Raw genomic sequence first — 23,322 nt, 5'->3', positions numbered from 1 at the left:
GTACGACGGACGCCGACCGAGGGAGGGTGCCGCGGGCATGCGTGAACGTGCGGATGCCGAAGAACCGGTCACGATGGTCTCCAGCTGGCGGGCACGGCACGGCCGGGAAGAAGAGTTCGGCCACGTGGCGCAGGACGTGGCCGCAGCGGCCGCTCGGTTCCCCGGCAACCTCGGGGCGACCGTGATCCATCACGAGCAGAGCCGCGACTTCCACACGGTCGTGCAGTTCTCCGATCGCTCGCATCTGGAGCGATGGCTCGACTCCGGCGAACGAGCGCGCTGGCTGGCCGAGGTGGGACCGCTCGCCGAGGCCTGGACCTCCCAGCAGCAGAGGACGGGCCTGGAAACCTGGTTCCAGGTGCCGACGCGGGCGACGGCGACCATGAAACCGCCACCGCTGGAAGATGTGGCTCGTCTCGCTCGTCGCCGTGTACCCGCTGGTTCTGGTGTTCCAGGCTTTCGTCGTGCCGATGGTGTCGTCGTGGCCGCTCGCCGCCAAGGCCGCACTGTTCCCGCTGGTGCTGCTGACGTTGATGACGTACGTGATCATGCCCGTAGTCACCCGCGTGCTTCGCCGCTGGCTGTAGGCGTGCTTCGACGCTGTCCGCCCCGGCCTTCCCGACGAGTGACTGTGAGTGAGGACACCGTTGCGCTGGGTGGACGCTCGTGCACGCGCTGCGGTTATCGTGGGTCGTACCTGGTTGAGCGCACAGGCATTGCCCCCCCCCATGGGGCGAGTCCCCCGCGGTTGCTCCGGCTCCCGCGCCACCCGGTGGGGATTGCACTGGAACAAGAAGGGCCGGACCCCGCGTGGTCCGCCTTCGTTGAGCGACTCGAAACGAGTGATCCATGACGACTGTGCCTTCACGTGCCTCTGCGAACGAGAACCTGGTCGCGTCCCCGCGCTCTTCCGGCGAGCAGCAACCCGGGAGCAGTGCCGTACCGGCACCGCGACCGCCGCAGTCGGAACCGGGGCGGCCGGTTCGGCTGCGCTGCCGGCGGATTGCCGAGGGTGCGTTGGTGCTGTGCGCCGATGGAGCGCTCGACGGTGTCGGCGAGGCGGACTTCGCCGAGCTGATGCGCCAGCTCCTGCACGAATCCGAGCGGTTGGTGGTGCTGGACCTCTCGGCGGTGTCGTTCATGACCACCGCCGGTGCGGTGGCGCTGCTGGAAGCCGACTGCCGTGCCCGGATCCAGGGCGTGGCGCTGATGGTCGTCTCCAGTCCCGCGGTGGATCGCCTCCTCGGGCTGATCGACGTCGCCGACCGGTTCACCTACGCCCCGTCGGTGGCCACCTGCCTGGCGCGGCTGGGGACGGCTGGGGGCTTGGTGCCGCAACCCCGGACACATCCTGTTTCCGACGATCTCGAGGAGGGCTGAGCTGTGAATCGCTCCGTCCAGACCGCCGGCATGACATGCCACCTGCTGCGGGTGGCATGGGACCACGCCCGCACGGTTGCCCTGACTCGCGCCCGATTCCTGCCCGGCGGGCGCTGACCGCCCCGAAACTCAGGCGAACTCCGGATGCGTGACGGCGCATCGAGGATGCAGTGGCGCGCCTCGTCTCCTCGCGCGGCGTTGCTGGAATCGGTGAACTCTCCGCGACGATTCTCCCAACGCCGCTTCTCGTTTCCGCTACGTCGCGCCATCGCACAGCGAACCGACGCGGCGCCGTGTGGATGTCGTTCGCCTGACCACACGCGCTGACCTGGCCTTATGCAGCCGGATCAGCTGTGCGGACCGGTGCTTGCAGGGCCGCACTCCACGCCGGAAGCGCCTCGCGCACTGATTAGGATGCGAGTCGAGATCACGACGGCGCTCACGGCAGCGGACCGCCGTCGCCGCCGGCCTGAGTTTGGCGTGTTGCGTGAGTATCGACGAGAAAACCACGACCAGGGTCCCCGCGGTCGAGCGAGCCGGCGATGCGCTCACCCGGCTTCTGGACCGGCTCCCCCGCCCGCTTCGACGGCTTCTTCCCCGCGAACTCGTCGGCTTCGCGATCCTGGGGTGGTTCACCTTCCTCGTCGATCTCGCGATCCTGGCGTCGTTGCGGGCCTGGACCGCCCTGCCACTGCCCGTCGCGGTGACCATCGCCTACCTGCTCGCCTTCGGGCTGAACTTCATCCTCAACCGAACGCTCAACTTCCGGTCACACGCTCCGATCGCAGGCCAGGCCGTCCGCTGGGCGGTGGTGATCGTCGCCGACTACGGGCTCACCCTCGGCGTCACCACGGGACTCACGGCGCTGGGCGTGGACTTCCGCCTGGCCAGACTCCTCGCGGGGGCCTGCGTCGCGGTGTTCACCTACACCGCGTCCCGCTGGTGGGTCTTCCGCGAGAAGTCCCCCGCCCAGAGCTGACGCGCTGCCGGCTGGAGGCGCGGACCGGCCGAACGACTGGCGCGGTCTACACCGCTCCAGTGCGAAGACGACGTCCGGAGGTGATCGGACGCAGACCCAGGGCACCAAGGCGCAAGGACGCAAGCTGCTCGATGATCTCCCGGTCGTTGTCGCGCCAGGCCGCGGCGGGATCGGCGCTGACCTCCATCAGGCGGGAGGGCGGCAACTCGGTCAAGGCACGGAGCGCGAGCAGGTCCGGGGCGGCGGTACGCATGTTCACGGCCACGGTCGCCGCCCGCGCGTAACGCACTCGAGGCAGCAACCAGAACGGCAACGCGACGAGCAAGACCACCGCGACCACCCCTGCCGCCGCGGCGCCGGCGGCCCACGCCACCGCTTCGACCTGGTTGTGCCCGGCTTCCGCCACGACCTTGCCGGCGTCCGTGCCGAGGTCGAGCGCTCCAGCCAGCTCAGCACCGACGAAGGGCACCTGGTCGGCACTGGCCGATGCTCGCCCGAACGTGCGCTCCAGGTTCGCCCCGGCGTCGATCAGCTTCCGGCCCGGTGCGCCCAGCTCCAGAACCGAGTCGCGCAGGGCGAAAGCCCACCAGATGCCGCCCGCGATCCAAGCGATGGCGAGCAGGTCGAACACCACCTGGCGCGCCGCCTGCAGATGACGTTCCGCGTAGATCCGCACCGTGCATCCTCCCGGTCGAGCGTGTCCTCCCACAGCCAATCACCGAGTGCGCTCCGGACAACAGGGTCGACTACCCCGGCGGTGCCGCCCTGATGCGGGAAGCGGTGTCGGGCCGCGCGGCGGGCCACACCGCCGCGACCCAGACCGTGGCTCATCCCAGCTGGCGGACGTGCAGCAGAAGCGGTCGCCCCATGGCCGCGACTACGACGATGCTTGCAGTGGATTCACATGCTCATGGAGGACTCGCAGTGCTGTACGAAATCGCCCATCTCGCACTGAAGCTCTACACGGTGCCCAAAGCGCTTTCCGCCCTCGAGGACTACACCACGGGCGCGGCCGCCCGCGGCAGACTGCTCGGCTGCTGGGAAACGGAGCACGGCGTCATCGTCGGCCGGGTGCTCCTGCTCCGGGAGTTCGAGGACGCCGAAACGCTCGCGCAGGAACGGCAGCGGGTCCTCACCAGTTCCGATCCGTTCGGGGTCGGCGAGTACCTGGAGTCGTTCACCGTCGAGACCTACGCCCCGTTCCCCTTCGTCCCTCCCGTGCAGGTCGGACGCTACGGCGACGTCTACGAGTTCCGGACGTATGAGCTCAAAGTCGGCGGACTGCTACCCACCATGGCCGGATGGGAGGCCGCACTCCCCGAACGCACCGAGATGTTCCCGCTCACCACGGCGATGTACGGGCTGGACGGCGTCCCCCGCATCACGCACATCTGGCCGTTCCCCGGCCTCGACGAACGCCTGGCCATCCGCCGCGCGTCCTACGAACGCGGAATCTGGCCACCCGAGAACGGCCCGGAGAACATCGCGCACGCGACCTCCACCATCGCCATTCCCACCGCGTTCTCCCCGTTGCACTGAGCGGAGCCAGACGGGCGTCGGTGGCCTGCAAGTAAGTGACTTGAACAACCGCCCCGGCGGTTCTTCGTGCGATCGAACAACCGTGCCAAGCCGCGAGGACAGTAGCGTACGTCACAGCAGCCGACCCGGCGGCGATCCTGCCGGGTTCTGGCAGCGCCCAGAACCCAGGGCCTCGATGATGAGGGAGGAAGAGGACCATGTCGCTCGCCGGGACGTTGAACCGGTCCGCAGCGGAAGACCAGGAACCCACCGAAGACGCGCTCCTGCCGTCGGATGCGGCCAACGAGGACGAGCCCCATATCGTCCGGGGCTACAACTGAGGCCTGGATGCGCGCGGCCCTGGTGTTGGTTCACCACTCGGCGGTGACGCGGTCGAGCCACTCCAGCACCAGCGCCCCGAACAGTTCCGGCTGCTCGATCGGCAGGTTGTGCCCGGCCACGTCGAGTACCGCGAAACTCGCTCGCGGGTAGTGCGGCAACAGGGCGAACTGGTCCGAGTAGCCCGTGACGTCGTCCTGCCTACCGGTCGCGATCAGGGTCGTCGCCCGAACCGCGCACCGCGCTCGGGAGCCTCGGACAGCTGGTAGCGCTGCTGGATTCGCTCAACGCCACGGTGTCGGCGAGATCGAGTCCGACCATGATCTCGTCGCGGAACCGCCGCAGGTTTCCGGAGTCTGCACGACCGACATCGCCTCGAACTGCGCCGCGAGCCGCCCGTCCGAGTTCTGGGGCGGGACGCAGCACCTGACGCTCGGGAACGGTGCGCCCGGCGCTGAGCACCTCGGTGCCCACCGGGCAGATCAACGCCAGCCCGCGTCGGGGCGGGACCCGGCAACCGCGCGGGCCAGGTAACCACCACAGGAGTTGCCGACCAGCAGGAACGTGCGTCGCCGGTTGGAGCATCCCCACCGCGTGACCGGCGGTCGCCGCCTACCTGCGCCTCATTGAGCAGCCGCTGGCGAGTCCAGGTGCATTCGAGATGAGAGACACTTGATCATTTAGTTACACGTGTGCATGATTTCAGCGTGGACCTGGACGTGGCCGAACCGGTACGGGATCGCCGGGTGCGCCGCTCTCGCGCCGCGCTGATGCGGGCAGCGGTCGAGCTGGTCACCGAGCGCGGCACGGCCGCCGTCACGCTCTCCGACATCGCCGAGGCCGCGGACGTGAGCCGCAGGGTGGTGTACCAGCACTTCGGCGACCGCGACGCGCTCCTGCTGGAGGCAGGCCTCGATCTCGTCAGACGGGAGCTGCTGCCACGCCTCGCGGACGACCCGCCGGTCGTGGACGGACGTGAACAGGCGCTCGCGGTGGCCCGGCACTTCGCCGGCCACCGGGCGTTCTACCGCGCCCTGCTGACCGGATCCTGCGCGTTCCCACTGGACCGCGGGCTGATCAGTGTGCTCCTGCCGATCAACCGGCAGGCCATCCAGCGGCTGCACGGCGACCGGCTCACCCAAGAGGCGATCGACGATCTCGCCGCCTTCCTGACCGGCGGCGCCGGTTCCTTCGTCACGAGCTGGGTGGTCGACGGCGCCGACCCGCTTGATCCCGAGGCGTTCACCGACCGGCTGATGAACGTGATGTCCATCCTGACGACGAGCCAGTCGACCGGGGAGGAACCGCGGTGAACCTGATCAGCCGCCTCATCCAGAACCGCCTGAAGCTGTCCCCACCGCTGACGCGGGACGTGGTGGTCCAGCGGGATCTCCGCGTACCGATGCCCGACGGGGTCGAACTGCTGGCCGACCGGTGGGCACCACGAGCCGGCGGCGAGGGCCTGCCGACCGCACTGATCCGCACCCCCTACGGTCGGCGCGGCCCGTTCGGCACGGTCCTGGCCCGACCGCTGGCCGCGCGCGGCTACCAGGTGCTGATCCAGAGCGTGCGCGGCGGGTTCGGCTCCGGCGGCACCTTCGACCCGATGCGGCAGGAACGCGCGGACGGTCTGGCGACCCTCGACTGGCTGGTGGGACAACCCTGGTCCGGCGACGCGATCGTGCTCTACGGCATGAGCTACCTGGGACACGTGCAGTGGGCGGTCGCCGACCAGTTGCCACCCCAGGTCAAGGCGATCATCCCGGTGGTGACCGAGTCGGCGCTGACGCTGGAGTTCCTGCGCTCCGACGGCATGTCGCTGGAAACGCCGTTCGGATGGGGCGTGCTCGTCGGCACCCAGCAACGTCGCCTGGCGATGCTGCGCCAGCCGATCCAGGCGAAGAAGACGGCACGGGCGCTGTGGACGCTCCCGCTCAACCGGGCCGACATCGCCGCGTTCGGCCGGCGATCCGAGTACGTCCAGGACATCCTCGCCCACGACGCCGACGACCCGCGCTGGGCCGAGCTGGACCACACCGGCCGCGTGGCCGACGTGACCGTGCCGGTCAGTTCGATCGGCGGCTGGTACGACATCTTCCTGCCTGGGCAGCTCCGCGATTTCCGGATCCTGCAGGACGAAGGGCGCCCGGCGCGGCTGACCGTCGGCCCCTGGACCCACGCGGAGTTCACCAGCACACCGGTCGACGAGGCGCTGGAGTTCGGACTCGCGCACGCGCGCGGCGAGCAACCGCCGCGACGCGCGCCGGTCCGGCTCTACGTCATGGGCGAGGAAGCCTGGCGCGACTTCGAGTCCTGGCCGCCCGCCGGCCACCCGGCGCAGCGCTTCCACCTGCAGCCCGGCGGCGTCCTGGCGACAGAGCCGCCGGACGAGTCCGAACCGGACCAGTACCGCTACGACCCGGCCGACCCGACTCCCGCAGTCGGCGGCGTGCGTCTGGTCAAGGACAGCGGCCGCGTCGACAACACCGCGCTGCAGACCCGACCGGACGTGCTCACCTACACCACGCCGACCCTCGCGGAGGACGTCGAGGTCATCGGCGAGGTCAGCGCCGAGATCTGGTTCCGGTCCAGTCTGCCCCACGCCGACGTATTCGTCCGGCTCTGCGACGTCGACCCCGCCGGTCGCTCCTGGAACGTCTGCGACGGCCTCGTCAGCCTGACCGGCGCCGACGAACCACGGTGCGCCACCGTCCGGCTCTGGCCGACCGCGCACCGCTTCAAGCGCGGGCACCGCATCCTCGTCCAGGTCTCCAGCGGCGCCTTCCCCCGCTACGCGCGCAACCCCGGCACCGGAGAAGCACGCGCCACCGCCACCACCCTCCTCGCCGCCGACCAGACCGTGTACCACGACCCGGCACGCCCGTCCGCGATCATCCTCCCGGTCCGTCCCTGACGAGTGTCCACTGGAGAGCTGAGGCGCCGGAGCCTGCGGACCCCGGCGCCTCAGTCGTCGATACGAGAGATCAGGTGTCGGCGATCTTCCTGTCGGCGATACGGCGGCTGCGCACGATGCCGCGTTCGTTCATGATCCTCCCTCCGCAGGGTCGTCGACACCGCGACCGCGCCGCAGCAGAAGCAGTCCCGCAGAGGCACCGACCGCCGCCAGGACTCCTGCCGTCAGCAGCCCGCTGTCGACTCCGATGCCCGCAGTGCCACCGCCGCCGGTATCGACCCCGCCCGCGGGAACGACCGGCACCTGCACACCCCCGGACCCGGATCCATCGGGCCCACCAGAGCCGGGCTCGCCTGGATCATCGGTCGGCGGTGGTGGTTCGCACGTGCCATCGGGCTGCCGCACCTGACCATCCGGGCACAGCACCGTGCCTGTCGGCGGTGTCCAGCATTCGTCGCCCACCGGAATCTGTCCGTCCGGGCACCGCGGTGGCGGCGGTGTGAGCGGTGCGGAATCGTCGTCCTGGAGCTTCGGTGCGGGTGCCGAGCTACCTGGCTCCTGTTCGCCCTGACCTGGCGCGTCGTAGTCGGACTCGGCACGATGTACGGGCACAACGCCTGCATACGAGGTGAACGGTTTCTCGGCCAGGGCGGTGGCGGGCGCCAGCGAACAACAAGCCGCCCAGGCGAAAAGCAACGCCATAGTTCTCATAGCCGTCTTCATGGCTGACTCATTCACGAGTGCACTTTCGGCGGCTACCGGCGATAGCGGCCCCCGAAATCCCGGGAAGTGCTGTCGAGCCACCGCACCGCCGGATTTTCCCTGCTGATGGCCCAATGCGTTTTCCGCGAGTACCCGGAGTCATCGCGGTGGCCGCAAGGGGCCCCGCAGTGCCGGGCAATTCTCGCTCGGATGGAATCCGATCAGGTCAACGTTCTCTCTCCCCTCACCCGTGGCAACGCGCGACTCCTCCGTTGGTCCGAGGCGGTCGTGCTGCCGCGCTGCCGTCGCCACACTGTGCGACCGCCCCTGCCGGCGGGCCATGGGGACAGCCCCACAAAGTCCGAGGGCAGGCACCAGACTTCGCGGTGGTGCCTGCCCTCACCGCACGGTGGCTACGCCATCCGGGTCGTTGCGGTGTAGGCCGAACAGTTCCGGCAGACGGGCAAGTCCGGACCGCGCTTGAACAAGCGCGCACGGCCGGCGACTCCCGTCTGCTTCGCGACGCAAGTTAGACCGTTGGGGCGCTGGAAGTCCCGGTTCGAATGGTCAGACTGAACCGTCGAGCAATCGCACGGATCAAGGAGGACGGAATGAAGAGCTACCTCCGGCACATCACCGCCCGGCTGGTCGGCAAGACCCGGATGGGCGGCTTCTACACCTACTGGATCAGCACGAACTGAGGCGGTCGCGGGGGCGGTGGTCGTCCGACCGCCGCCCGCGCGCGGAGGGCAGGGCATGCTCGGCACACGCACGGTGCGGCCACCCGGGCCGAAAGGCCGCTGGCTGGTCGGCAACACGCTGGACTACGACCGCGACCGAATGGCGTTCCTGGTCCGCTGCCGGCAGGAGTACGGCGACGTCTTCTCCTTCGACGAGCGCACGATCGTGGTGCTCGACCCCGGCCTGGTGCACGACCTGCTCACCCGCACCAACGACGACTTCCACAGCGAGAGCGTCCCGCTGGCGACCCGCATCGACCCCGAGCGCGCCGCGGCGGACGCCCAGGCGTGGATGACGGCCCGGCGCAAGGGCTGGCACGGGCTCAACCGGGCTGTCGCCCAGGCCCACGCGGGCCGTCTGCGGCTGCTGTTCGAGCAGACCCTCGCCGAAACACGCGGGGAAACGGTGGATGTCCTGCCCGTCATGGAGCGGTTCGCGGGCCTCGCGACCGCCGACTTCTGCCTCGGCGCCGACGCCGACGGCATGGCCGAGATCCTCACCGAGAACGTGCGGGCGATCGAGCCGCTGGGCGGCAGCTCCCAGCTGTTCCCGGCCTGGTGGCCGTCCCGCCACATCCGCCGCTTCCTGCGGGCGCGCGAGGGCACGCTAAACGCGGTGACGGAACGGATCCACCGGCGCCGCGACAAGCCGCCCGCCGACCACCCGCAGGACCTGCTGGACGTGCTGCTCGCGGCGGGCGAGCCGGAGCTGACCGAACAGCAGGTGCAGCTCCTGCTCCGCGGCATCATGCTGGCCGCGTTCGGAGTGCCGGCCACCGCGCTGACCTGGCTGGTGTGGACGCTGGCGTCCCGGCCCGACCTGCACCGCCGCGTCGCCGAGGAAGCGGCGGCCTGGCCAGGCGAGGAAGCACCGCCGCTGTCGGCGCTGCCGCAGACCGAGGCGGTGGTCAAGGAAGTCCTGCGCCTGTGGCCGCCGACCTGGCTGATCGGCCGCACGGCCCGCCGCGGGACCACCCTCGGCGAGTGGCAGCTGCGCCCGGACGACCACGTGATGTTCAGCCCCTACCTGATGCACCGCGACCCCCGCTGGTGGACCGACCCGGACGAGCTGACCCCGGACCGCTGGCTGGACCCGGCGAGAACCCCGAAGCGCCACACCTACATCCCGTTCGGGGCGGGCCCCCGCGTCTGCGTTGGCACCCAACTGGGCATGATCCAGCTGTGCCTGGCCGCCCACTGGCTCACCCGGAACCACGAAATCCGCCCCACGACGGAAACCTGCGCACCGAAGTTCCACGACCTCCTGCTCCCGCAAGGGTTCCGCGCCCGCTTCACGCCCCGGACCCCCTGACCTCCTGGGCATGGCGGACACCCCGGCAGTGCGGGAACGCCACGCTGTGCCTCCGCGGTTGACGCGGCGGACTTGTCTCGGTTCTTCCTCCCCGAGCGGACGACCACAGCCATATGTGGTCCGCGTCACGACGGGCTTGAGTGTGCCGCTGCGGCACGGCTTTTCCTCGTCTCACGCCCGCACACCATTTGGAAGGACGGCACGACCATGACGGAGCAGAGCCGGGTCGACCTGGACGACGAGACCCCGACCGCGACCCTCCCGACCACCGACCCCCCAGCCGCCGAGAAGACGCCCACCCTGCTGGACCAGATGGGCGGCCCGATGGGGTTCGTCCACTCGACGGTCCCGGTCGTCGTCTTCGTGGTGGCCAACGCGTTCTTTCCGCTGCCCATGACGATAGGCGTCTCCATCTGCGTCGGGCTGGCGCTGACCGGGTTCCGGCTGCTGCACGGGGAACGCTTCAGCTCGGCGATCGGGGGCATGCTCGGTCTCGCGGTCGCTGTGGGCATCGTCGCCTGGACCGGGTCGGCGAAGGACTTCTTCGTGATCGGGATCTGGGCCTCCCTGGTGGGTTTCGCCTTCGCGCTCGGCTCCGTGCTGGTCCGTCGCCCGCTGACCGGCGTCGTGTGGAACCTGATGCACGGCGGCAGGCACGACTGGCGCTCCGACCGCGTCGCGCTGGCCGCACACGACGTCGCGACGCTGTTCGCGGCGGCCGTCTTCGGCGCCCGGTTCGTGGTCAAGCAGTGGCTCTACCTCGCCGACTCCACCACCTGGCTGGCCGTCGCCAAGGTCGCGATGGGCACCCCGCTGACCGTGCTGGCCGCGCTGGTCGTGGTCTGGGCGTTCCGCCGGACCACCAAGCGGCTCGTCCCCCACCGGACGTAGCCGCAGCCCCAGCGGACGAGACCGCAGCAGACGAGCTCACTGTGCTGTTACGCCGTTTGCGCCGACTTCCTGAGCACTTCGGTCAGGGCCGCGATGCTGTGGTCGCCGTGGCCCGCCGCAGCCGCCCGCTCCAGCAGGTCGTGCAGCGGGGCCAGCCAGGCCGTGTCGACGTTCGTCTCCTCGGTCAGGTCCCTGTCGTGGGCCGCGCCCGCGAGGAACAGGTTCACCGAGGAGGCGGCATCGGTGTAGTCACCGCCGTCGATTTCCTCGGCGTAGACGGGCAGCAGGGACTTGATCATGTCGAGCCACTTTCCCGCGAACCGCACCATGCTGCTCACGTCCAGCCCGCGCGCCTGCACGGCCACGGCATCCTGGAAGAAGCCGACCAGCGCGGGCAGCAGCATGGCGCCCACCGCCATCTCGTACAGGGCGGCGAGGTCGGACTGGTCCCCGAGGTGGACGGTATCGCCGCCCAGCACCTTCAGCGTCGTCTCGTACTCGTCGAAGACCGTCTTGTCACCGCTGTAGTACAGCAGCGTGTCCGGCGCTCCCACGGCCGCCGGCACGTTCTTGACCGCTCCGGCCAGGAATCGCGCGCCGCAGCCGGTCGCCCAGACGGCCATGGCACGGGCATCGGCGGGCGAGCCGCTGTTCAACGTCACGAGCGCACGCCCGGACAGTGCGGACGCGGCCGGCTCCAGGGTGGTGCGGGTGTCCTCGAAGGTGGTCAGACATGTGATGACGAGCGGACTCGCCTCGACCGCGGCCGCCACCTCCCCGGCCTGAACGGCCCCTTCGGCCACCAGAGTCGCGGCCTTGGACGGCGTGCGGTTCCACACCGTCGTCGGGTGCCCGGGCCAGCGCCCGGCCCATCGAACCCAGGCCGATGACGGTCACAGGTGTGCGGTCGTCCCCGGTCATGCGTCACTCCAGTCAGCAGTCGGATCGTCGGGCAGCCACGGAAATCACGGACAGAATCTTCCGGCGCGGTGCCCTTTTTCATCCTGGAAGACCGCGCACATTCGATCAAGTACCTACAATTCTGTTCGGTTCCCACATTCTTGTCAGTAGGAGCGCGCTGATGTCCAAGCGGACCTATACGTGCGGACTCGACGCCGCCATCGCCGTCATGGGCGGCAAGTGGAAGGGCTTGGTCCTGTTCTCGCTCGGCGAAGGACCGCTGCGCTTCGGGGAGTTGAGGCGCGTGGTGCCCGGCATCAGCGAAAGGATGCTGATCCTGCAGCTCCGGGAGATGGAGGCCGGCGGCCTGGTGCACCGCGAGGTCCACCACCAGGTTCCGCCCAAGGTGGAGTACTCGCTGACCGAGTTCGGCCACTCCCTCAACACCGCGCTCGCGCCCCTCGGAGAATGGGGCGAGGAACACATGGAGCGAATCGAGGCACTTCCCTGACCTCGGCTGAACGGGACTCGGCATCAGCCCCCGACGAGGGTCGATGTCGGACATCCGACGTTCCGGTTACTGTGGTCGCACGGCATCGGATCTACGTCAAGGAGTGCGTGCATGGGACTTTTCGACGGAATGATGGGCAACGCCTCGCGCGTCGAACCCCAGGTGGCGGCGCAGGAGTTCGGGCGCCTGCTGGCGCCGAGGGAGGAGGTCCATGCCGCCTACCAGTTGATCCGGGACTCGTTCCTCTTCACCGACCGGCGCCTGATCCTCGTCGACAAGCAGGGCATGACCGGCCGCAAGGTCGAGTACCACTCGATCCCGTACCGCAGCATCACCCACTTCTCCGTCGAGACCGCCGGCACCTTCGACCTCGACGCCGAGCTGAAGATCTGGCTTTCCGGCACACCCGAACCGATCACGAAGCAGTTCGGCAAGGGAGTCGACGTCTACGAGGTCCAGGCCCTCATGAGCGCTTACGTAGCGCGCTGACCAAGGCGCAGAGCACGCCATCCGCCGATCTGCTCGCATCACCGTCGGCTACTCCAGTCGGATGGCTCTGCCCGCGAACTCAGCCGTTCGGCCACGACGGGACCGCAGTTGACCTGGCGTTGACCAGCTAGATCACTTCGGTGCCCGGGGAACTCGCGTGGTCTTCCGACGGCACTGGTGAGCGGCGGAGGCGGGAAGTGGCGGTTTCTGGTTCCGGGGCCGGGGTTCTGGACGCGGCAGTGCTGCGGGTGTTCGATCCGGCGGGCCGGGCCGCGGGGCTGGGTTTCCTGGTCGCCGAGCGGTATGCGCTGACCTGTGCGCATGTGGTGGCCGGTGATGGTCGTGCGGCTCCGCTCGGGACCACGGAAACCTGGTGACCTACTCGGGAACGCAAGTGCAGCAGTGGGATCCGCGCACCGGCAGTCAGCTCGCACGCTTCGACGCCGCCACCCTGCTGCCTCCCGCGAGCGATGGGACACCACCCGAGCAGCGAATGGGCATCCGCGTCTACCCGGCCGAGAACCAGCTCGCGGTGACCATCTTCGGCGACCCGACCATCCGCATCGTCGATCTGACCACCGGACGCGTCACCGGAACCGTGACCGCCGCCGATCACCTCGGCGTCCAGTTCGACCGCGATGGCCGCGCTTTCGCCCTGCTCCGCCAAGGGAGCGTCGTCGAACTGTGGCGACGCGACCCGCCCCGCAGGGACATCGGCCCGCTCTACAGCCTCACCGACATCGGCGGAACCCCGTGGTACGCGGGGTTCATGCCGGACGGCCGCTACCTGATCGCGGCCAACAACGCCGTGCGCATCTACGAGATCGGCACTCCGCCGCCCGTCGACTCCTACGAGTTCGGCCGCCCCGACGGCAGCAGGCAAACCACCCCGTACTCGTTCATCAGCGCCTCCAGGGACGGCAGCACCGTCCTCTACGCCGACGAGGACGGCGTCGGCGGGCCGCTGGCACTGGACCCCGCCGTGTGGCAGCGCGGCCTCTGCGAAGCCATCGGTCACCGCGGCTTCACCGACGCCGAACGCGCGCCCCTGCCCGTTCCCGCCCCGACCCGTCCGGTCTGCCCAGCGAGCTGACCTCCCTCAACAGCCACCGGGGTTCGGGGTCGGTCAGGTACCAGCGGATTCCGCTCGGTCCACCGCGCTCAGGGCGGTGTAGCCGAGTTGCAGGCTCTGGCGGAACAGCGGGTGCTGGACCGCGGGGACCGCACCCAGCATCTCGGCCTCGATCGCCTCGACCAGCGGATCGCACCGCCGCAGCAGCGACCGCCCGGACTCGGTGAGGGTGATCAGCAGGACGCGCCGGTTGTCCGGGTCGCGCCGGCGTTCGATGTGCCCGTGCTTCTCCAGCCAGCGCACCATCTCGTTCATCGTCTGGGGAGTCACGAACGAGCGCCGGGCGAGCTGGGCCGAGGAGAGCCCGTCCCGGCGGCGCAGCGCGGTGAGCGCGGTGAACTGCAGCGTCGTCAGGCCGTGCGGGCGCAACGCCTCGTCCATCCGCGCCCGGATCACCTGCTCCAGGCGCTTGACCAGGTAGAGGGTGAGCGGCTCCGTCAGGCCATCGCGCGACACCGCCCGATCATCCCGCACCGGCTCCGCCGCGAACCCGGGTGTCACGCCAACCTCTCGCGCACGGCCTGCTTGCGGATCTTCCCGGCCCCGGTGCGCGGCAGGTCGTCCCAGAAGTCGACCTGCTTGGGCACCTTGTAGGCGGCGAGGTGGCGGCGCAGGTGGTCGCGGAGCTCATCGGCCGTGGCGCCGGCCCCCGGGCGCAGGACCACCGCCGCGCGCGGGACCTCCCCCCATTTCGGGTCGGGTACTCCGACGACCGCGCACAGCTCCACGGCGGGGTGCTCGTACAGAGCGGACTCCACCTCGGCGGGGTAGACGTTCTCCCCACCCGAGATGATCAGGTCCTTGATCCGGTCGACGATGGTGATGTATCCGTCCTCGTCCACGGTGGCGACGTCCCCGGAGTGCATCCACCCGCCCGAGAGGGCCTCGTCGGTGGCGTCGGGCTGGTTCCAGTAGCCGAGCATGACGTTCGGTCCCCGCACCACGATCTCGCCGCGTTCCCCCGCGGCCACGGGGTTCCCGGACGGATCGACCACCGACACGTCGGTGAAGAAGGACGGGACACCCGCGGTACCCGCCTTCGTCCGGACCGCGTCCGGGTCGAGGATGAGCACCCCCGGCGATGTCTCGGTCATCCCGTACCCCTGGACGAACACCAGGCCGCGGTCCAGGTAGCGGCGGATCGTCGCGTCCGGGACCGGGGACCCGCCGCAGAGCAGCGTGCGCACGCTGGAGAGGTCCGCGCTCTCCCAGCTCGGCTGCGCGGCGATCGCGTCGTACATCGTCGGCACCCCGAACAGCAGGGTGACGCGATGCCGGGCGATCAGCTCGAGCGCCACGGCGGGCTCGAAGGATTCCATGAGCACGACGGTGCCGCCCTTGAGCAGCGTCGGCAGGCAGGTCATGCCGAGGGCGGCGGTGTGAAACAGCGGGGCCGCCACGAGTGCGACCTCGGAGCCGGAGAGGTCCGACTCCACCAGGACGTTGACGCAGTTCCACGTCAGGTTGCCGTGGCTGAGCACCGCGCCCTTCGGCCGCCCGGTGCTCCCCGAGGTGTACATGATCAGGCAGGGGTCGTCGAGGCCGACGGGCTCGGCGACCGGCTCGCCCGTCCCGCCCGCCACGTCCTCGTAGCTGTCCTCGTCGACCACGAGGCGCTCGCGGAGCACCGGCGACGCCGCGGCGTCGACCAGGTGCCCCGCCGCGGCGGTGTGGACGAGGACCGACACCCCCGCATCGGCCAGGACGTAGGCCAGCTCGGCCGCCGCCAGCCGGGTGTTGACCGGCACGAACACCGCCCCGAGCGAGGCCGAGGCGAACAGCGTCTCCAGGTAGGCAGGGTGGTTGGGGCCCAGGTAGCCGACCCGGTCGCCGCGCCGCACCCCGAGCCCGCGCAGCCCCCGCGCGAGCGCGGCGGTGCGGCGGGCCAGGTCGGCGTAGGTGTCCCGGCGTTCGCCCTGCACCAGCGCCACCCGGCCCGGGGTCATCCGCGCCCGCCGCGCCGGCCAGGAGCCCAGTCCCTCGTCACGCATCGTCGCGCCTCCCGCGCAGGTCAGTCGGTCGAGTAGGCCGAGAGCCCCGGCCGGTAGGACTTGTCGTCCAGGAACTGCGCCATGCCCTTCTCCCGGCCGCGCTCGGCGTCGAGGAACTGCGACTGCTCCAGCTTGGCGTAGAGGTAGTCCTCGGCCTGTTCCCAGGGCATCTCCCGGGCGATCTTGTAGCCGACCTTCGCCGCGCGGAGCACGACCGGGTTCGTCGAGGCGAGTTTGAGCGCGAGCTCGCGGGTGCGCTCGCGCAGCCGCTCGGCCGGCACCGCCTCGTTGACCAGCCGCATCCCCTCGGCCCGGCGCCCGTCGAAGGTCTCGCCGGTCATGATGAAGTACAGCGCGTCGCGCTGGCTGACAGCCGCGGCGAGCGCGCGGCTGACGACACCGCCCGGCGGGATGCCCCAGTTGATCTCGGACAGCCCGTAGCGCGCTTCCTCGTCGGAGATGGCCAGGTCGCAGGCCACGAGCGGGGTGAAGGCACCGCCGAAGCACCAGCCGTTGACCATCGCGATCGTGGGCTTGGACCAGTGGGCCAGCCGCTTCCACTGCCACTCCGCGCTGGCCCGGCGGACGCGGATCTGGACCGACGGGTCGGCGGTCTGGTCGACCTCGCGGAAGTACTCCTTGAGGTCCATGCCGGCGGAGAACGACTCGCCGGCGCCGGTCAGCACCATGACCCGGCAGCGGGGGTCGGCCTCGAGGGCGTCGAGGGTGCGCACCATCTCGTCGTTCATGGCCGGGTTCATGGCGTTGCGCTTCTCGGGCCGGTTCAGCGTGACCCAGGCGATGCCGTCGTCGAAGTCGACGAGCACCGTGTCGCCCCACGGGGTCGTGGTGGTCCCGGGGTCGGTGGTCGGTGTGGACATGCACGGTCCTTTCTCGTCCGGAAGTCGTGGCGACCGGACTCGGCACGCGGTGACAATCATCAGGAACCCTGATGAACTCGCCGCGAGCATGAAGGAGGAGCCCGCAGAGGATCAAGGAGAAGCAGCTCCTGTCACCCGAATAGCCTCAGGAAAGCTGATGACGATCCGCGTCGGGCACTATCGTCGCGAGCGTCGGAAACGGACAAAGCACCGGAGGTTGGGGGAGTCCGATGGCGTGGAGCACGCGTCAGCTGGCCGAACTCGCAGGCACAACGCTGAAAACCGTCCGCCACTACCACGAGATCGGACTGCTGGAAGAACCGCGAAGAGCGGCGAACGGGTACAAGCAGTACCGGATCAGGCATCTGATCCGGCTGCTGCGGATCCGCCGGCTCGTCGACCTGGGGGTGCCGCTGTCCGACATCGCCGCGATGGAGGAGTCGGACGAGAACGCCGAGCAGGTGCTCCGCACTCTCGATGCCGAACTGGCGGCGAGCATCGAACGTCAGCAGCGGATGCGCGAGGAACTGGCCCTGATCATCCGGTGCCGGGCCCTGGCCGAACTGCCGCCGGGTTTCGACTGGATCGATGCCGAGACACCCGATGCCGACCGGTCGCTCCTGCTGCTCTACTCCCGGGTCTTCGGGCCCTCGACGATGGCCGCTCTGCAGGAGCTGAACTCGGCGCCCCGCACACCGGTCGCAGCGGAGTTCGACGCCCTGCCCGCGGATGCGAGCGAGGCAGCCCGGCAACAGCTGGCCGAACGCTACATCCCCGAGATCCTCCAGCAGTATCGCGACCACCCGTCGCTGGAAGATCCGTCGGCAGGAGCACCGCAGGGACAGGCGCTCACCATGTCGGTCGTCGGCCAGGCACTCGCCGAGTTGTACAACCCCGCCCAGCTCGATGTCCTGCGGCGCGTCAACGCCCTGCTCGAGGAGAACCGCAGGGCGGCGCCGCGTGATCCGGCGTAGTCACGGATAGGTGGAGTCGCTCCGCGAGCCCATCGCATGATCCACGGACCAGTCATGCCCGTGGTTCCGTCCTCAATGCTGGATCAGGCCGCCGACCGGAACGGGAGCGACATGGCCGGTTGGCGGAACGGTCCGTGCCAGGGCGAGACCGACGTCGACCAGTGATGTCCGGCGAAGGTGCGCGACGTCGGGGATCGGCGTCCACACCGACTCGGCGGTCTCACCGTTCGGCTCGGGCCGTAGCTCGCCGCCGGTGATCCGGACCCGGTAGAAGACACCGACGTTCTGGTGCGGAAGCGGGCTGGGCACGCGGCGTTCGGCCACGGGGATCACCCTCGAATCCACGCCCAGCAGGCGCTCGACCACCGCTTCGCAGCCGGTCTCCTCGGCAACCTCCCGGATCACCGCGTCGAACGGATCCTCCCCGTGCTCGACCCCGCCGCCCGGAAGGGTCCAGTTGCTCTCGCCGGTCGGTGATGCGCAGTGGGCGACCAGGACCCGCCCGTCATCGATGCACACAGCGTATGCAGCCAACCGCAAACTCATTCCCGCACCGTATCCGGACATCCGTGATCCATAGTCGCGGCCGGCTCCGCAGCGACCCGACGAGACCCCTCGCCGGACCGCCGCACGCCGACCACTACGCCGGGGCCGCGGTGTCGCGGCGGCCGCCGAGATGCTCGGCGAGGTGCCGCTCGATCGCGCGGTGCAGCCGAACCTGGTTCTCGGGGTTCTCGAAACCGTGGCCTTCGTCGTCGGCGACGAGGTACTCGACGGGCACACCCCGTGCGCGCAGGGGTTCGACGATGTTGTCGGACTCCTCCTGGACCACGCGGACGTCGTTGGCGCCCTGGGCGACCAACAGCGGGGTGCGGATCCGGTCGACCATGGTGATGGGCGAGCGGGCCAGCATGTCGGCCTCCTGGGCGGGGTCCTCGGGGTCGCCGACGTAGCGGTACCAGCTGTTGGCCATGGACGGCCTGGTGAACGGCGGCAGGGTGCGCATGAAGTTCGCCAGGTCCGAGATGCCCACGTAGTCCACCGCGGCCGCGAAGCGGTCCGGGGTGACCGTCACGCCGACGAGCGCCGCGTAGCCGCCGTAGGAGCCGCCGGCGATGCCGATGCGGGCGGGGTCGGCGTAGCCCTGCGCCACCGCCCAGTCGGCGGCGTCGATGAGGTCGTCGTGCATCTTCCCGGCGAACTCGCCGATCGCACTCGTGATGTGCCGCTTCCCGTAGCCCGATGAGCCGCGGAAGTTCACCTGCAGCACCGCGTAGCCGCGGTTGGCAAGGAACTGCACCGTCGGGTTGTAGGTCCACGAGTCGTGCATCCACGGCCCGCCGTGCACCAGCAGCACCAATGGCAAGTTCTCCGGTTCGACTCCGACCGGCAGCGTCAGGAACGCGTGCAGCGGCAGCCCGTCGCGGGCGGGGAAGCGGACCGCCGTCATGGGGGCCAGGTCGGCCGGGTCCAGGTGCGGGTGCGGGCGCGACAGCAGCCGGCTCTCACCGGTGCCGTGGTCGTAGAACCAGGTCGTCTTCGGCTCGCGGTCGTGGATGAAGGACGCGACCCAGCGACGCTCCGACTCGTCGGAGGACACCGTGTGCAGCACACCGTCGGAAAGCTTCTCCAGTTCGGCGTGGACCTCGGCGAAGTGCGGGTCCAGCACCTCGATCCGGGGCCGGTCGCCGACGAAGCGGGCCGCGATGACCTCCCCGGTTCGCCGGCTGATGAACAGGGTGGGAGGAAGCCGTGGGTCCGCCAGGCCCATGGTGCACAGGCTGCTCCCCTCCACAGCCGCGACCACGGTCTCCTCGCCGGTCTCCCGGTCGATGCGGACGAGCCGCAGATCGTCGGAGTCCTGGTAGGCGCCGACCAGCAGGCCCTTCCCATCGGGCGTCACCATCTGCAGAGGCACCCCCAACGGGTACTCCGGGCCGCCCATCCGGTGCAGGAAGCGCTTCTCCCCCGTCCCCGGGTCGACCGCGTGGAACTCGTAGCCGCCGTCGTCGGCCGGCACCGAGTAGAACGCCGCCTCGCCGTCCCGGCCGACCAGCATGTTGTCGCCCGGCTCGGGCTGCTCCAGGTGCGGTGTCGTCTCGCCGGAGGCGACGTCGATCCGGAACAGGTCGATGAACATCGGCCTGCGGTTCATCCAGACCAACACGCTTGCGGGGACCGACTTCATCGGCTCGGCGGCGAACACGCGCGATCCCGCCGGCATCGGAGTCAGGTCGACGGCCGGCTCGTCGGGCGCGTCGAGGTCGACCCGGTGCAGGTGCCAGTCCTCGTTGCCGTCAGTGTCCTGCAGGTACAGCAGCCAGCGCGGGTCGTCGGTCCAGTAGTAGGTCCTGATGCCGCGCCGCGCGTCGTGCGTGACGCACACCGCGTTCTCGTGCTCCTCGTCGATCCCCCGGACCCACACGTTCGTGCGACCGCACTTCGGCGCCAGGTAGGCGATCCTCGTCCCGTCCGGCGAGATCGACGCACCGGAGAACACCGGGTCGGCGAAGAACTCCTCCACATCGACCGGCTTCGGAAGGGTTCCTCGGCTCGGTACCTCGGTCATCCAGTGCTCCGATCAGGGGTGGCAGTGTCGTGTGTGGACGGTGCGCTCAGCGTCGAGCACTTGGAAGGCTGCTCCGCCCTACAGACGGAGCAGCCGCGCGAATCCGCGTTCAGGGTGTGTGCTGTAGCCGGTCGAGGAGTTCGGCTCGCCGCTGCTGGTCATCGCGGTCGAGTGCCAGACCGGAGTTCGGCGAGGCCCCGCAGAAGGTGTCCCGATCCGGCAGCTCGCCGTCGACCAGGTAGTCCGTCGTGACGTTCAGCGCACAGGGATTGTCGCCGTAGACGTAGACGCCGTGACCGCTCCCGTCGACGCTCACCAACCGGGACCGCTGCCCGAACTTCTCCCGGAGCATCTCTCCGCCGCGGTGCGGCGTGACCGGATCGCGCAGGTTCTGCAGGATCAGGACGTTGCTCGGACCGTCGTCGCCGATCCGCACCGGCGGCTCGGCAGGCTCGTGCCGCCAGTAGGCGCAGGGCAGGATGTTGGCACTGGCCGCGCCGTACAGCGGGTACTTCCCCCGGTCTTCGGCGACGGCGCGCCGGTAGGTCTCGACATCTTCGGACCAGCCGACGTCGTTGCAGGTCACCGCGAGGAACACCGACCAAGCGTTGTCGGCCTCCGCCGGTTCCGCCGCCGGCGCCGGCGTGCCGGGGCCGGACCGCGCGCCGACAGGCCCGTTCTCGGCCAGTTGCCGCCGGACCGCCTCCTCGTCGGAGTCGCGCACCGACTGCCAGAGCTGCGCCAGCTGCGCGTAGCTCGCCTCGCGGTAGAGCCCCACGAACGTGGCCAACCGGAAGACGGGACCGTCGACTCCGGCCACCGGAGTCGCATCAAGTCGCTCGGCGAGCGCGAAGTAGGTGCTCCGCACCTCCTCCGGCGAGCGCCCCAAACCGTAGGCGTCGTGTCGCGCCGCGGCCCATTTCGCGAAGTCCGGGAACGTCTGCTCGGCCCCCGGACCGAACCTGCGCATTCCGTCGCGATCGAGGAAGGTGTCGCCGATGTTGCTGTCGAGCACGATCCGGTCGGAGCGCTCCGGGAACATCGAGGCGTACGCGGCGCCCAACGCCGTCCCGTAGGACAGCCCGAAGTAGTTGACCTTCTCCTCGCCGAGCGCGGCCCGGATCCGGTCCATGTCGCGAGCCATGTTCGCCGTCGACAGGTGGCGCATCCGCCCGTCGCGGTCATTTGCCGCGCACTGGTCGGCGACCGCCTTGGCCCTCCTGGCCTGCTCGGCGACCGCGGCGTCGTCAGCCGCGTACGGCGGGATGTTGCCGTAATAATCCTGGTCGGCGGTGAAGCCGCAGCTCACGGGCGACGAGTGCCCGATGCCGCGGGTGTCCGTGCCGATCAGGTCGTAGCTGTCCAGGACGCTGGCGGGCGCGCCCAGAGCAACCAGATCCGCCGGCTGCGACAACCCGGACCCGCCCGGACCACCCGGATTGAGCAGCAACACGCCGCGCCGCTTGCTCGGATTCTCGCTGGCCCGTCGCGACACCATGATCTCGATCTGAGTGCCTTCAGGTTTGCCGTAATCCAGGGGTACCGGCACGGTGGCGCACTGCAACTCGGGCGCGTCGGCCGCGACATCCGCGGGGCACGCGCCCCACTGCACTTGCACCGGTGGCTCGTTGCTCCGGTCTGCGGCCACGGCCGGCGCCCCCGCCAACGAACCGGCCAGGCCGATGACGACCAACAGGGCGGGACTTCGGCCCGCGCTACGACTTCGATCCACTTCCAGCCTCCCGGCTACTGGTCCCCCATCGCTCCTGCTGGCCACCACTCCACCCCGTGCCCTTGGGGCATGGTCAAGAGCGCGGCGCGGTCACCTGGTGAGGCGCGGTGGACGCGAGCCGGTGTGCAGGCGGCGCATCCCCCGTACAGCCGCGTTCGCACAGGTCGTCGAGAAACAGGCCGCCAGGCTTCTCCCCCGCCGGAGTGGTCGGCGAACAGGTAGTCGAGTACGCCGGCATCGGCTGGTATTCGCACTGGTAGCTGACACGGGAACGAAGCAGCGCGGTCAGCGATGGGAGGGCGTGCGCCGAGATCTTGATGAACGGACGTTAACTCGCCGACCGCGTTGGGTAACCGTGCGGAGACGACACGCCCGCGAGTCGTGTGGGGGGCAACGCCAGCGGGACCGAGGTGCGTGTACCGAACGACGCGCTCACCTCGGAGGTCACCGTGTCCATCACCGAACACCTGGTTCCCGCGCACCCGAAGCTGCTCAGCGTCGACGAGGCGGCCTCGCTCGGTCAGGACACGGTCGCCGAGATCTACCGGCAGCACATCAGCCCGGGCCAGTGGACGGCGTTCGCACTGCTGGGATTCGACCGGATCACCATCGACCACGCCGAGGACGTGTACTACGTGGACCGTTCCGGCCGTCGCATCCTCGACTTCTTCGGCGGGTTCGGCGCGATGGCACTCGGGCACAACCATCCGCGCGTGTTGGCGGTCCGCAGGCGCTTCCAGGAGCAGCAGCGCCACGAGCTCGCGCTGACCCTGCCGTCGCAGTACGTCGCCGCTCTGTCTCGGAACCTGGCCACGCTGGCGCCGGAGGGCCTGGACCGCGTGATGCTCTACTGCAGCGGTTCGGAGGCGGTGGAGGCCGCCCTCAAGCTCGCCGAACGCGCACAGGGCCCGCGCCGCGCCAAGGTCGCATACGCGCGCAACTCCTTCCACGGCAAGACGATCGGCGCGTTGTCGGTCACCGACTCGGAGTTCTACCGGGGACGTTTCGAAGTCCTGCCTCGCCGCCAGGCCGTGCCCTTCGGCGACGCCGCGGCGCTGGAGGAACTGCTGCGCCGCGAGCGCGGCATCGGCGTGCTGATCCTGGAAACCGTGCAGGGCGGTGCCGGAGTGGTGCTGCCGCCGCCTGGCTACCTGGAGCAGGTCCGGCGGTTGTGCGATCGCTACGGGGTGCTGTGGATCGCCGACGAAGTGCAGTGCGGTGTCGGCAGAACAGGCCGGTTCTTCGCCTTCGAGCACGCCGGGGTCACCCCCGACATCGTCACGCTGGCCAAGGCCCTCGGAGGCGGCAAGACGGCCATCTCGGCGGTGCTCGCAGGCCACGAGATCCACGACCGCGCGTACGGCGGTG

General features: G+C 69.8%; 23 protein-coding genes and 2 pseudogenes. 16 read left to right on the top strand and 9 right to left on the bottom strand.

The genetic code is table 11. The annotated features are described in order from the left end of the window. Positions 1-37 precede the first annotated feature (37 nt). From SACE_RS40135 to SACE_RS13640, 4 genes and pseudogenes are all read left to right on the top strand, one after another. A pseudogene (locus SACE_RS40135) lies at positions 38-271 on the top strand (antibiotic biosynthesis monooxygenase); the annotation flags it as partial. A gap of 133 nt (positions 272-404) precedes the next feature. Beyond that, positions 405-587 (top strand): putative antibiotic biosynthesis monooxygenase, encoded by a 183-nt coding sequence (locus tag SACE_RS13650; protein ID WP_009947779.1) that lies wholly within the window; start codon positions 405-407, stop codon positions 585-587. 262 nt (positions 588-849) lie between these two features. Next, positions 850-1,380 (top strand): STAS domain-containing protein, encoded by a 531-nt coding sequence (locus SACE_RS13645; RefSeq protein ID WP_143538141.1) that lies wholly within the window; start codon positions 850-852, stop codon positions 1,378-1,380. A 487-nt stretch (positions 1,381-1,867) separates the two neighbouring features. Continuing rightward, positions 1,868-2,359 (top strand): GtrA family protein, encoded by a 492-nt coding sequence (locus SACE_RS13640; RefSeq protein ID WP_009947783.1) that lies wholly within the window; start codon positions 1,868-1,870, stop codon positions 2,357-2,359. Positions 2,360-2,405: 46 nt separating this feature from the next. Here SACE_RS13640 and SACE_RS13635 read toward each other — a convergent pair whose 3' ends face one another. Continuing rightward, positions 2,406-3,035: a hypothetical protein gene (locus SACE_RS13635; protein ID WP_009947784.1), complete on the bottom strand. Its 630-nt coding sequence runs from the start codon at positions 3,033-3,035 to the stop codon at positions 2,406-2,408. A gap of 248 nt (positions 3,036-3,283) precedes the next feature. Between SACE_RS13635 and SACE_RS13630 the strand changes: the two genes are divergently transcribed. Both SACE_RS13630 and SACE_RS39720 read left to right on the top strand, forming a co-directional pair. Then, positions 3,284-3,898, top strand: coding sequence for an NIPSNAP family protein (locus SACE_RS13630; RefSeq protein WP_009947785.1), 615 nt, complete (start codon positions 3,284-3,286; stop codon positions 3,896-3,898). 197 nt (positions 3,899-4,095) lie between these two features. Beyond that, positions 4,096-4,218, top strand: coding sequence for a hypothetical protein (locus tag SACE_RS39720; RefSeq protein ID WP_009947786.1), 123 nt, complete (start codon positions 4,096-4,098; stop codon positions 4,216-4,218). 199 nt (positions 4,219-4,417) lie between these two features. Here SACE_RS39720 and SACE_RS37630 read toward each other — a convergent pair whose 3' ends face one another. Further along, the gene (locus tag SACE_RS37630) at positions 4,418-4,690 is read right to left on the bottom strand and encodes a hypothetical protein (protein WP_143538140.1); all 273 of its coding nucleotides are present in this window, start codon (positions 4,688-4,690) and stop codon (positions 4,418-4,420) included. Between the two features lie 233 nt (positions 4,691-4,923). Between SACE_RS37630 and SACE_RS13620 the strand changes: the two genes are divergently transcribed. The 4 genes from SACE_RS13620 to SACE_RS13605 all read left to right on the top strand — a co-directional run bounded on the left by SACE_RS13620 (position 4,924) and on the right by SACE_RS13605 (position 10,775). Next, on the top strand, positions 4,924-5,529 hold the full coding sequence (locus SACE_RS13620; protein ID WP_009947789.1) for a TetR/AcrR family transcriptional regulator: 606 nt from the start codon (positions 4,924-4,926) through the stop codon (positions 5,527-5,529). Next, positions 5,526-7,130: a CocE/NonD family hydrolase gene (locus SACE_RS13615; protein WP_009947790.1), complete on the top strand. Its 1,605-nt coding sequence runs from the start codon at positions 5,526-5,528 to the stop codon at positions 7,128-7,130. Before SACE_RS13620 ends, SACE_RS13615 begins: the two co-directional genes overlap by 4 nt. A gap of 1,458 nt (positions 7,131-8,588) precedes the next feature. Further along, the gene (locus SACE_RS13610; RefSeq protein WP_009947793.1) at positions 8,589-9,884 is read left to right on the top strand and encodes a cytochrome P450; all 1,296 of its coding nucleotides are present in this window, start codon (positions 8,589-8,591) and stop codon (positions 9,882-9,884) included. Positions 9,885-10,091: 207 nt separating this feature from the next. Beyond that, positions 10,092-10,775 carry a DUF3159 domain-containing protein gene (locus tag SACE_RS13605; RefSeq protein WP_009947794.1) on the top strand — a complete coding sequence of 228 codons (684 nt, stop codon included), beginning with the start codon at positions 10,092-10,094 and terminating at the stop codon, positions 10,773-10,775. 47 nt (positions 10,776-10,822) lie between these two features. Here the strand turns inward: SACE_RS13605 and SACE_RS13600 are convergent, their stop codons facing one another. Continuing rightward, complete coding sequence (locus tag SACE_RS13600; RefSeq protein WP_231850000.1) at positions 10,823-11,578, bottom strand: imine reductase family protein; 756 nt, start codon at positions 11,576-11,578, stop codon at positions 10,823-10,825. 278 nt (positions 11,579-11,856) lie between these two features. On the opposite strand from SACE_RS13600, the gene SACE_RS13595 reads away from it, so the two are divergent. The 4 genes from SACE_RS13595 (at position 11,857) to SACE_RS13585 (ending at position 13,768) form a co-directional block, all read left to right on the top strand. Continuing rightward, on the top strand, positions 11,857-12,186 hold the full coding sequence (locus tag SACE_RS13595) for a winged helix-turn-helix transcriptional regulator (protein ID WP_009947796.1): 330 nt from the start codon (positions 11,857-11,859) through the stop codon (positions 12,184-12,186). Between the two features lie 111 nt (positions 12,187-12,297). Next, positions 12,298-12,675 (top strand): PH domain-containing protein, encoded by a 378-nt coding sequence (locus SACE_RS13590; RefSeq protein ID WP_009947797.1) that lies wholly within the window; start codon positions 12,298-12,300, stop codon positions 12,673-12,675. A gap of 197 nt (positions 12,676-12,872) precedes the next feature. Continuing rightward, positions 12,873-13,052 carry a trypsin-like serine peptidase gene (locus SACE_RS37625; protein ID WP_143538139.1) on the top strand — a complete coding sequence of 60 codons (180 nt, stop codon included), beginning with the start codon at positions 12,873-12,875 and terminating at the stop codon, positions 13,050-13,052. Next, positions 13,049-13,768, top strand: coding sequence for a WD40 repeat domain-containing protein (locus SACE_RS13585; RefSeq protein WP_021341614.1), 720 nt, complete (start codon positions 13,049-13,051; stop codon positions 13,766-13,768). The genes SACE_RS37625 and SACE_RS13585 overlap by 4 nt, the downstream gene beginning before the upstream one ends. A 33-nt stretch (positions 13,769-13,801) precedes the next feature. Here the strand turns inward: SACE_RS13585 and SACE_RS13580 are convergent, their stop codons facing one another. Genes SACE_RS13580 through SACE_RS13570 form a run of 3 tightly spaced genes read right to left on the bottom strand, consistent with a single transcriptional unit; the run spans position 13,802 to position 16,679 of the window. Then, positions 13,802-14,263: a MarR family winged helix-turn-helix transcriptional regulator gene (locus SACE_RS13580; RefSeq protein ID WP_011873830.1), complete on the bottom strand. Its 462-nt coding sequence runs from the start codon at positions 14,261-14,263 to the stop codon at positions 13,802-13,804. Positions 14,264-14,304: 41 nt separating this feature from the next. Further along, positions 14,305-15,798: an acyl-CoA synthetase gene (locus SACE_RS13575; protein ID WP_011873829.1), complete on the bottom strand. Its 1,494-nt coding sequence runs from the start codon at positions 15,796-15,798 to the stop codon at positions 14,305-14,307. 20 nt (positions 15,799-15,818) lie between these two features. Continuing rightward, positions 15,819-16,679, bottom strand: a complete 861-nt coding sequence (locus SACE_RS13570; protein WP_009947803.1) for a p-hydroxycinnamoyl CoA hydratase/lyase — start codon at positions 16,677-16,679, stop codon at positions 15,819-15,821. 230 nt (positions 16,680-16,909) lie between these two features. On the opposite strand from SACE_RS13570, the gene SACE_RS13565 reads away from it, so the two are divergent. Next, on the top strand, positions 16,910-17,653 hold the full coding sequence (locus SACE_RS13565) for a MerR family transcriptional regulator (protein WP_009947804.1): 744 nt from the start codon (positions 16,910-16,912) through the stop codon (positions 17,651-17,653). A 72-nt stretch (positions 17,654-17,725) separates the two neighbouring features. Here SACE_RS13565 and SACE_RS13560 read toward each other — a convergent pair whose 3' ends face one another. From SACE_RS13560 to SACE_RS13550, 3 genes are all read right to left on the bottom strand, one after another. Continuing rightward, positions 17,726-18,187: an NUDIX hydrolase gene (locus tag SACE_RS13560; protein ID WP_011873828.1), complete on the bottom strand. Its 462-nt coding sequence runs from the start codon at positions 18,185-18,187 to the stop codon at positions 17,726-17,728. Positions 18,188-18,293: 106 nt separating this feature from the next. After that, a complete protein-coding gene (locus SACE_RS13555; protein WP_029621746.1) occupies positions 18,294-20,222 on the bottom strand; it encodes a S9 family peptidase in 1,929 nt (642 codons plus the stop codon). A gap of 109 nt (positions 20,223-20,331) precedes the next feature. Then, on the bottom strand, positions 20,332-21,915 hold the full coding sequence (locus tag SACE_RS13550; RefSeq protein ID WP_009947808.1) for an alpha/beta hydrolase: 1,584 nt from the start codon (positions 21,913-21,915) through the stop codon (positions 20,332-20,334). A gap of 422 nt (positions 21,916-22,337) precedes the next feature. Here SACE_RS13550 and SACE_RS13545 point away from each other — a divergent pair. Further along, positions 22,338-23,252, top strand: a pseudogene (locus tag SACE_RS13545) (aspartate aminotransferase family protein); the annotation flags it as partial. Between the last annotated feature and the right edge of the window lie 70 nt (positions 23,253-23,322).

It is taken from the genome of Saccharopolyspora erythraea NRRL 2338 (assembly GCF_000062885.1).
Classification (GTDB): domain Bacteria; phylum Actinomycetota; class Actinomycetes; order Mycobacteriales; family Pseudonocardiaceae; genus Saccharopolyspora_D; species Saccharopolyspora_D erythraea.
The sequence above is the reverse complement of the archived record's forward strand: the minus strand, read 5'-3'. Positions and strand labels throughout refer to the sequence as shown.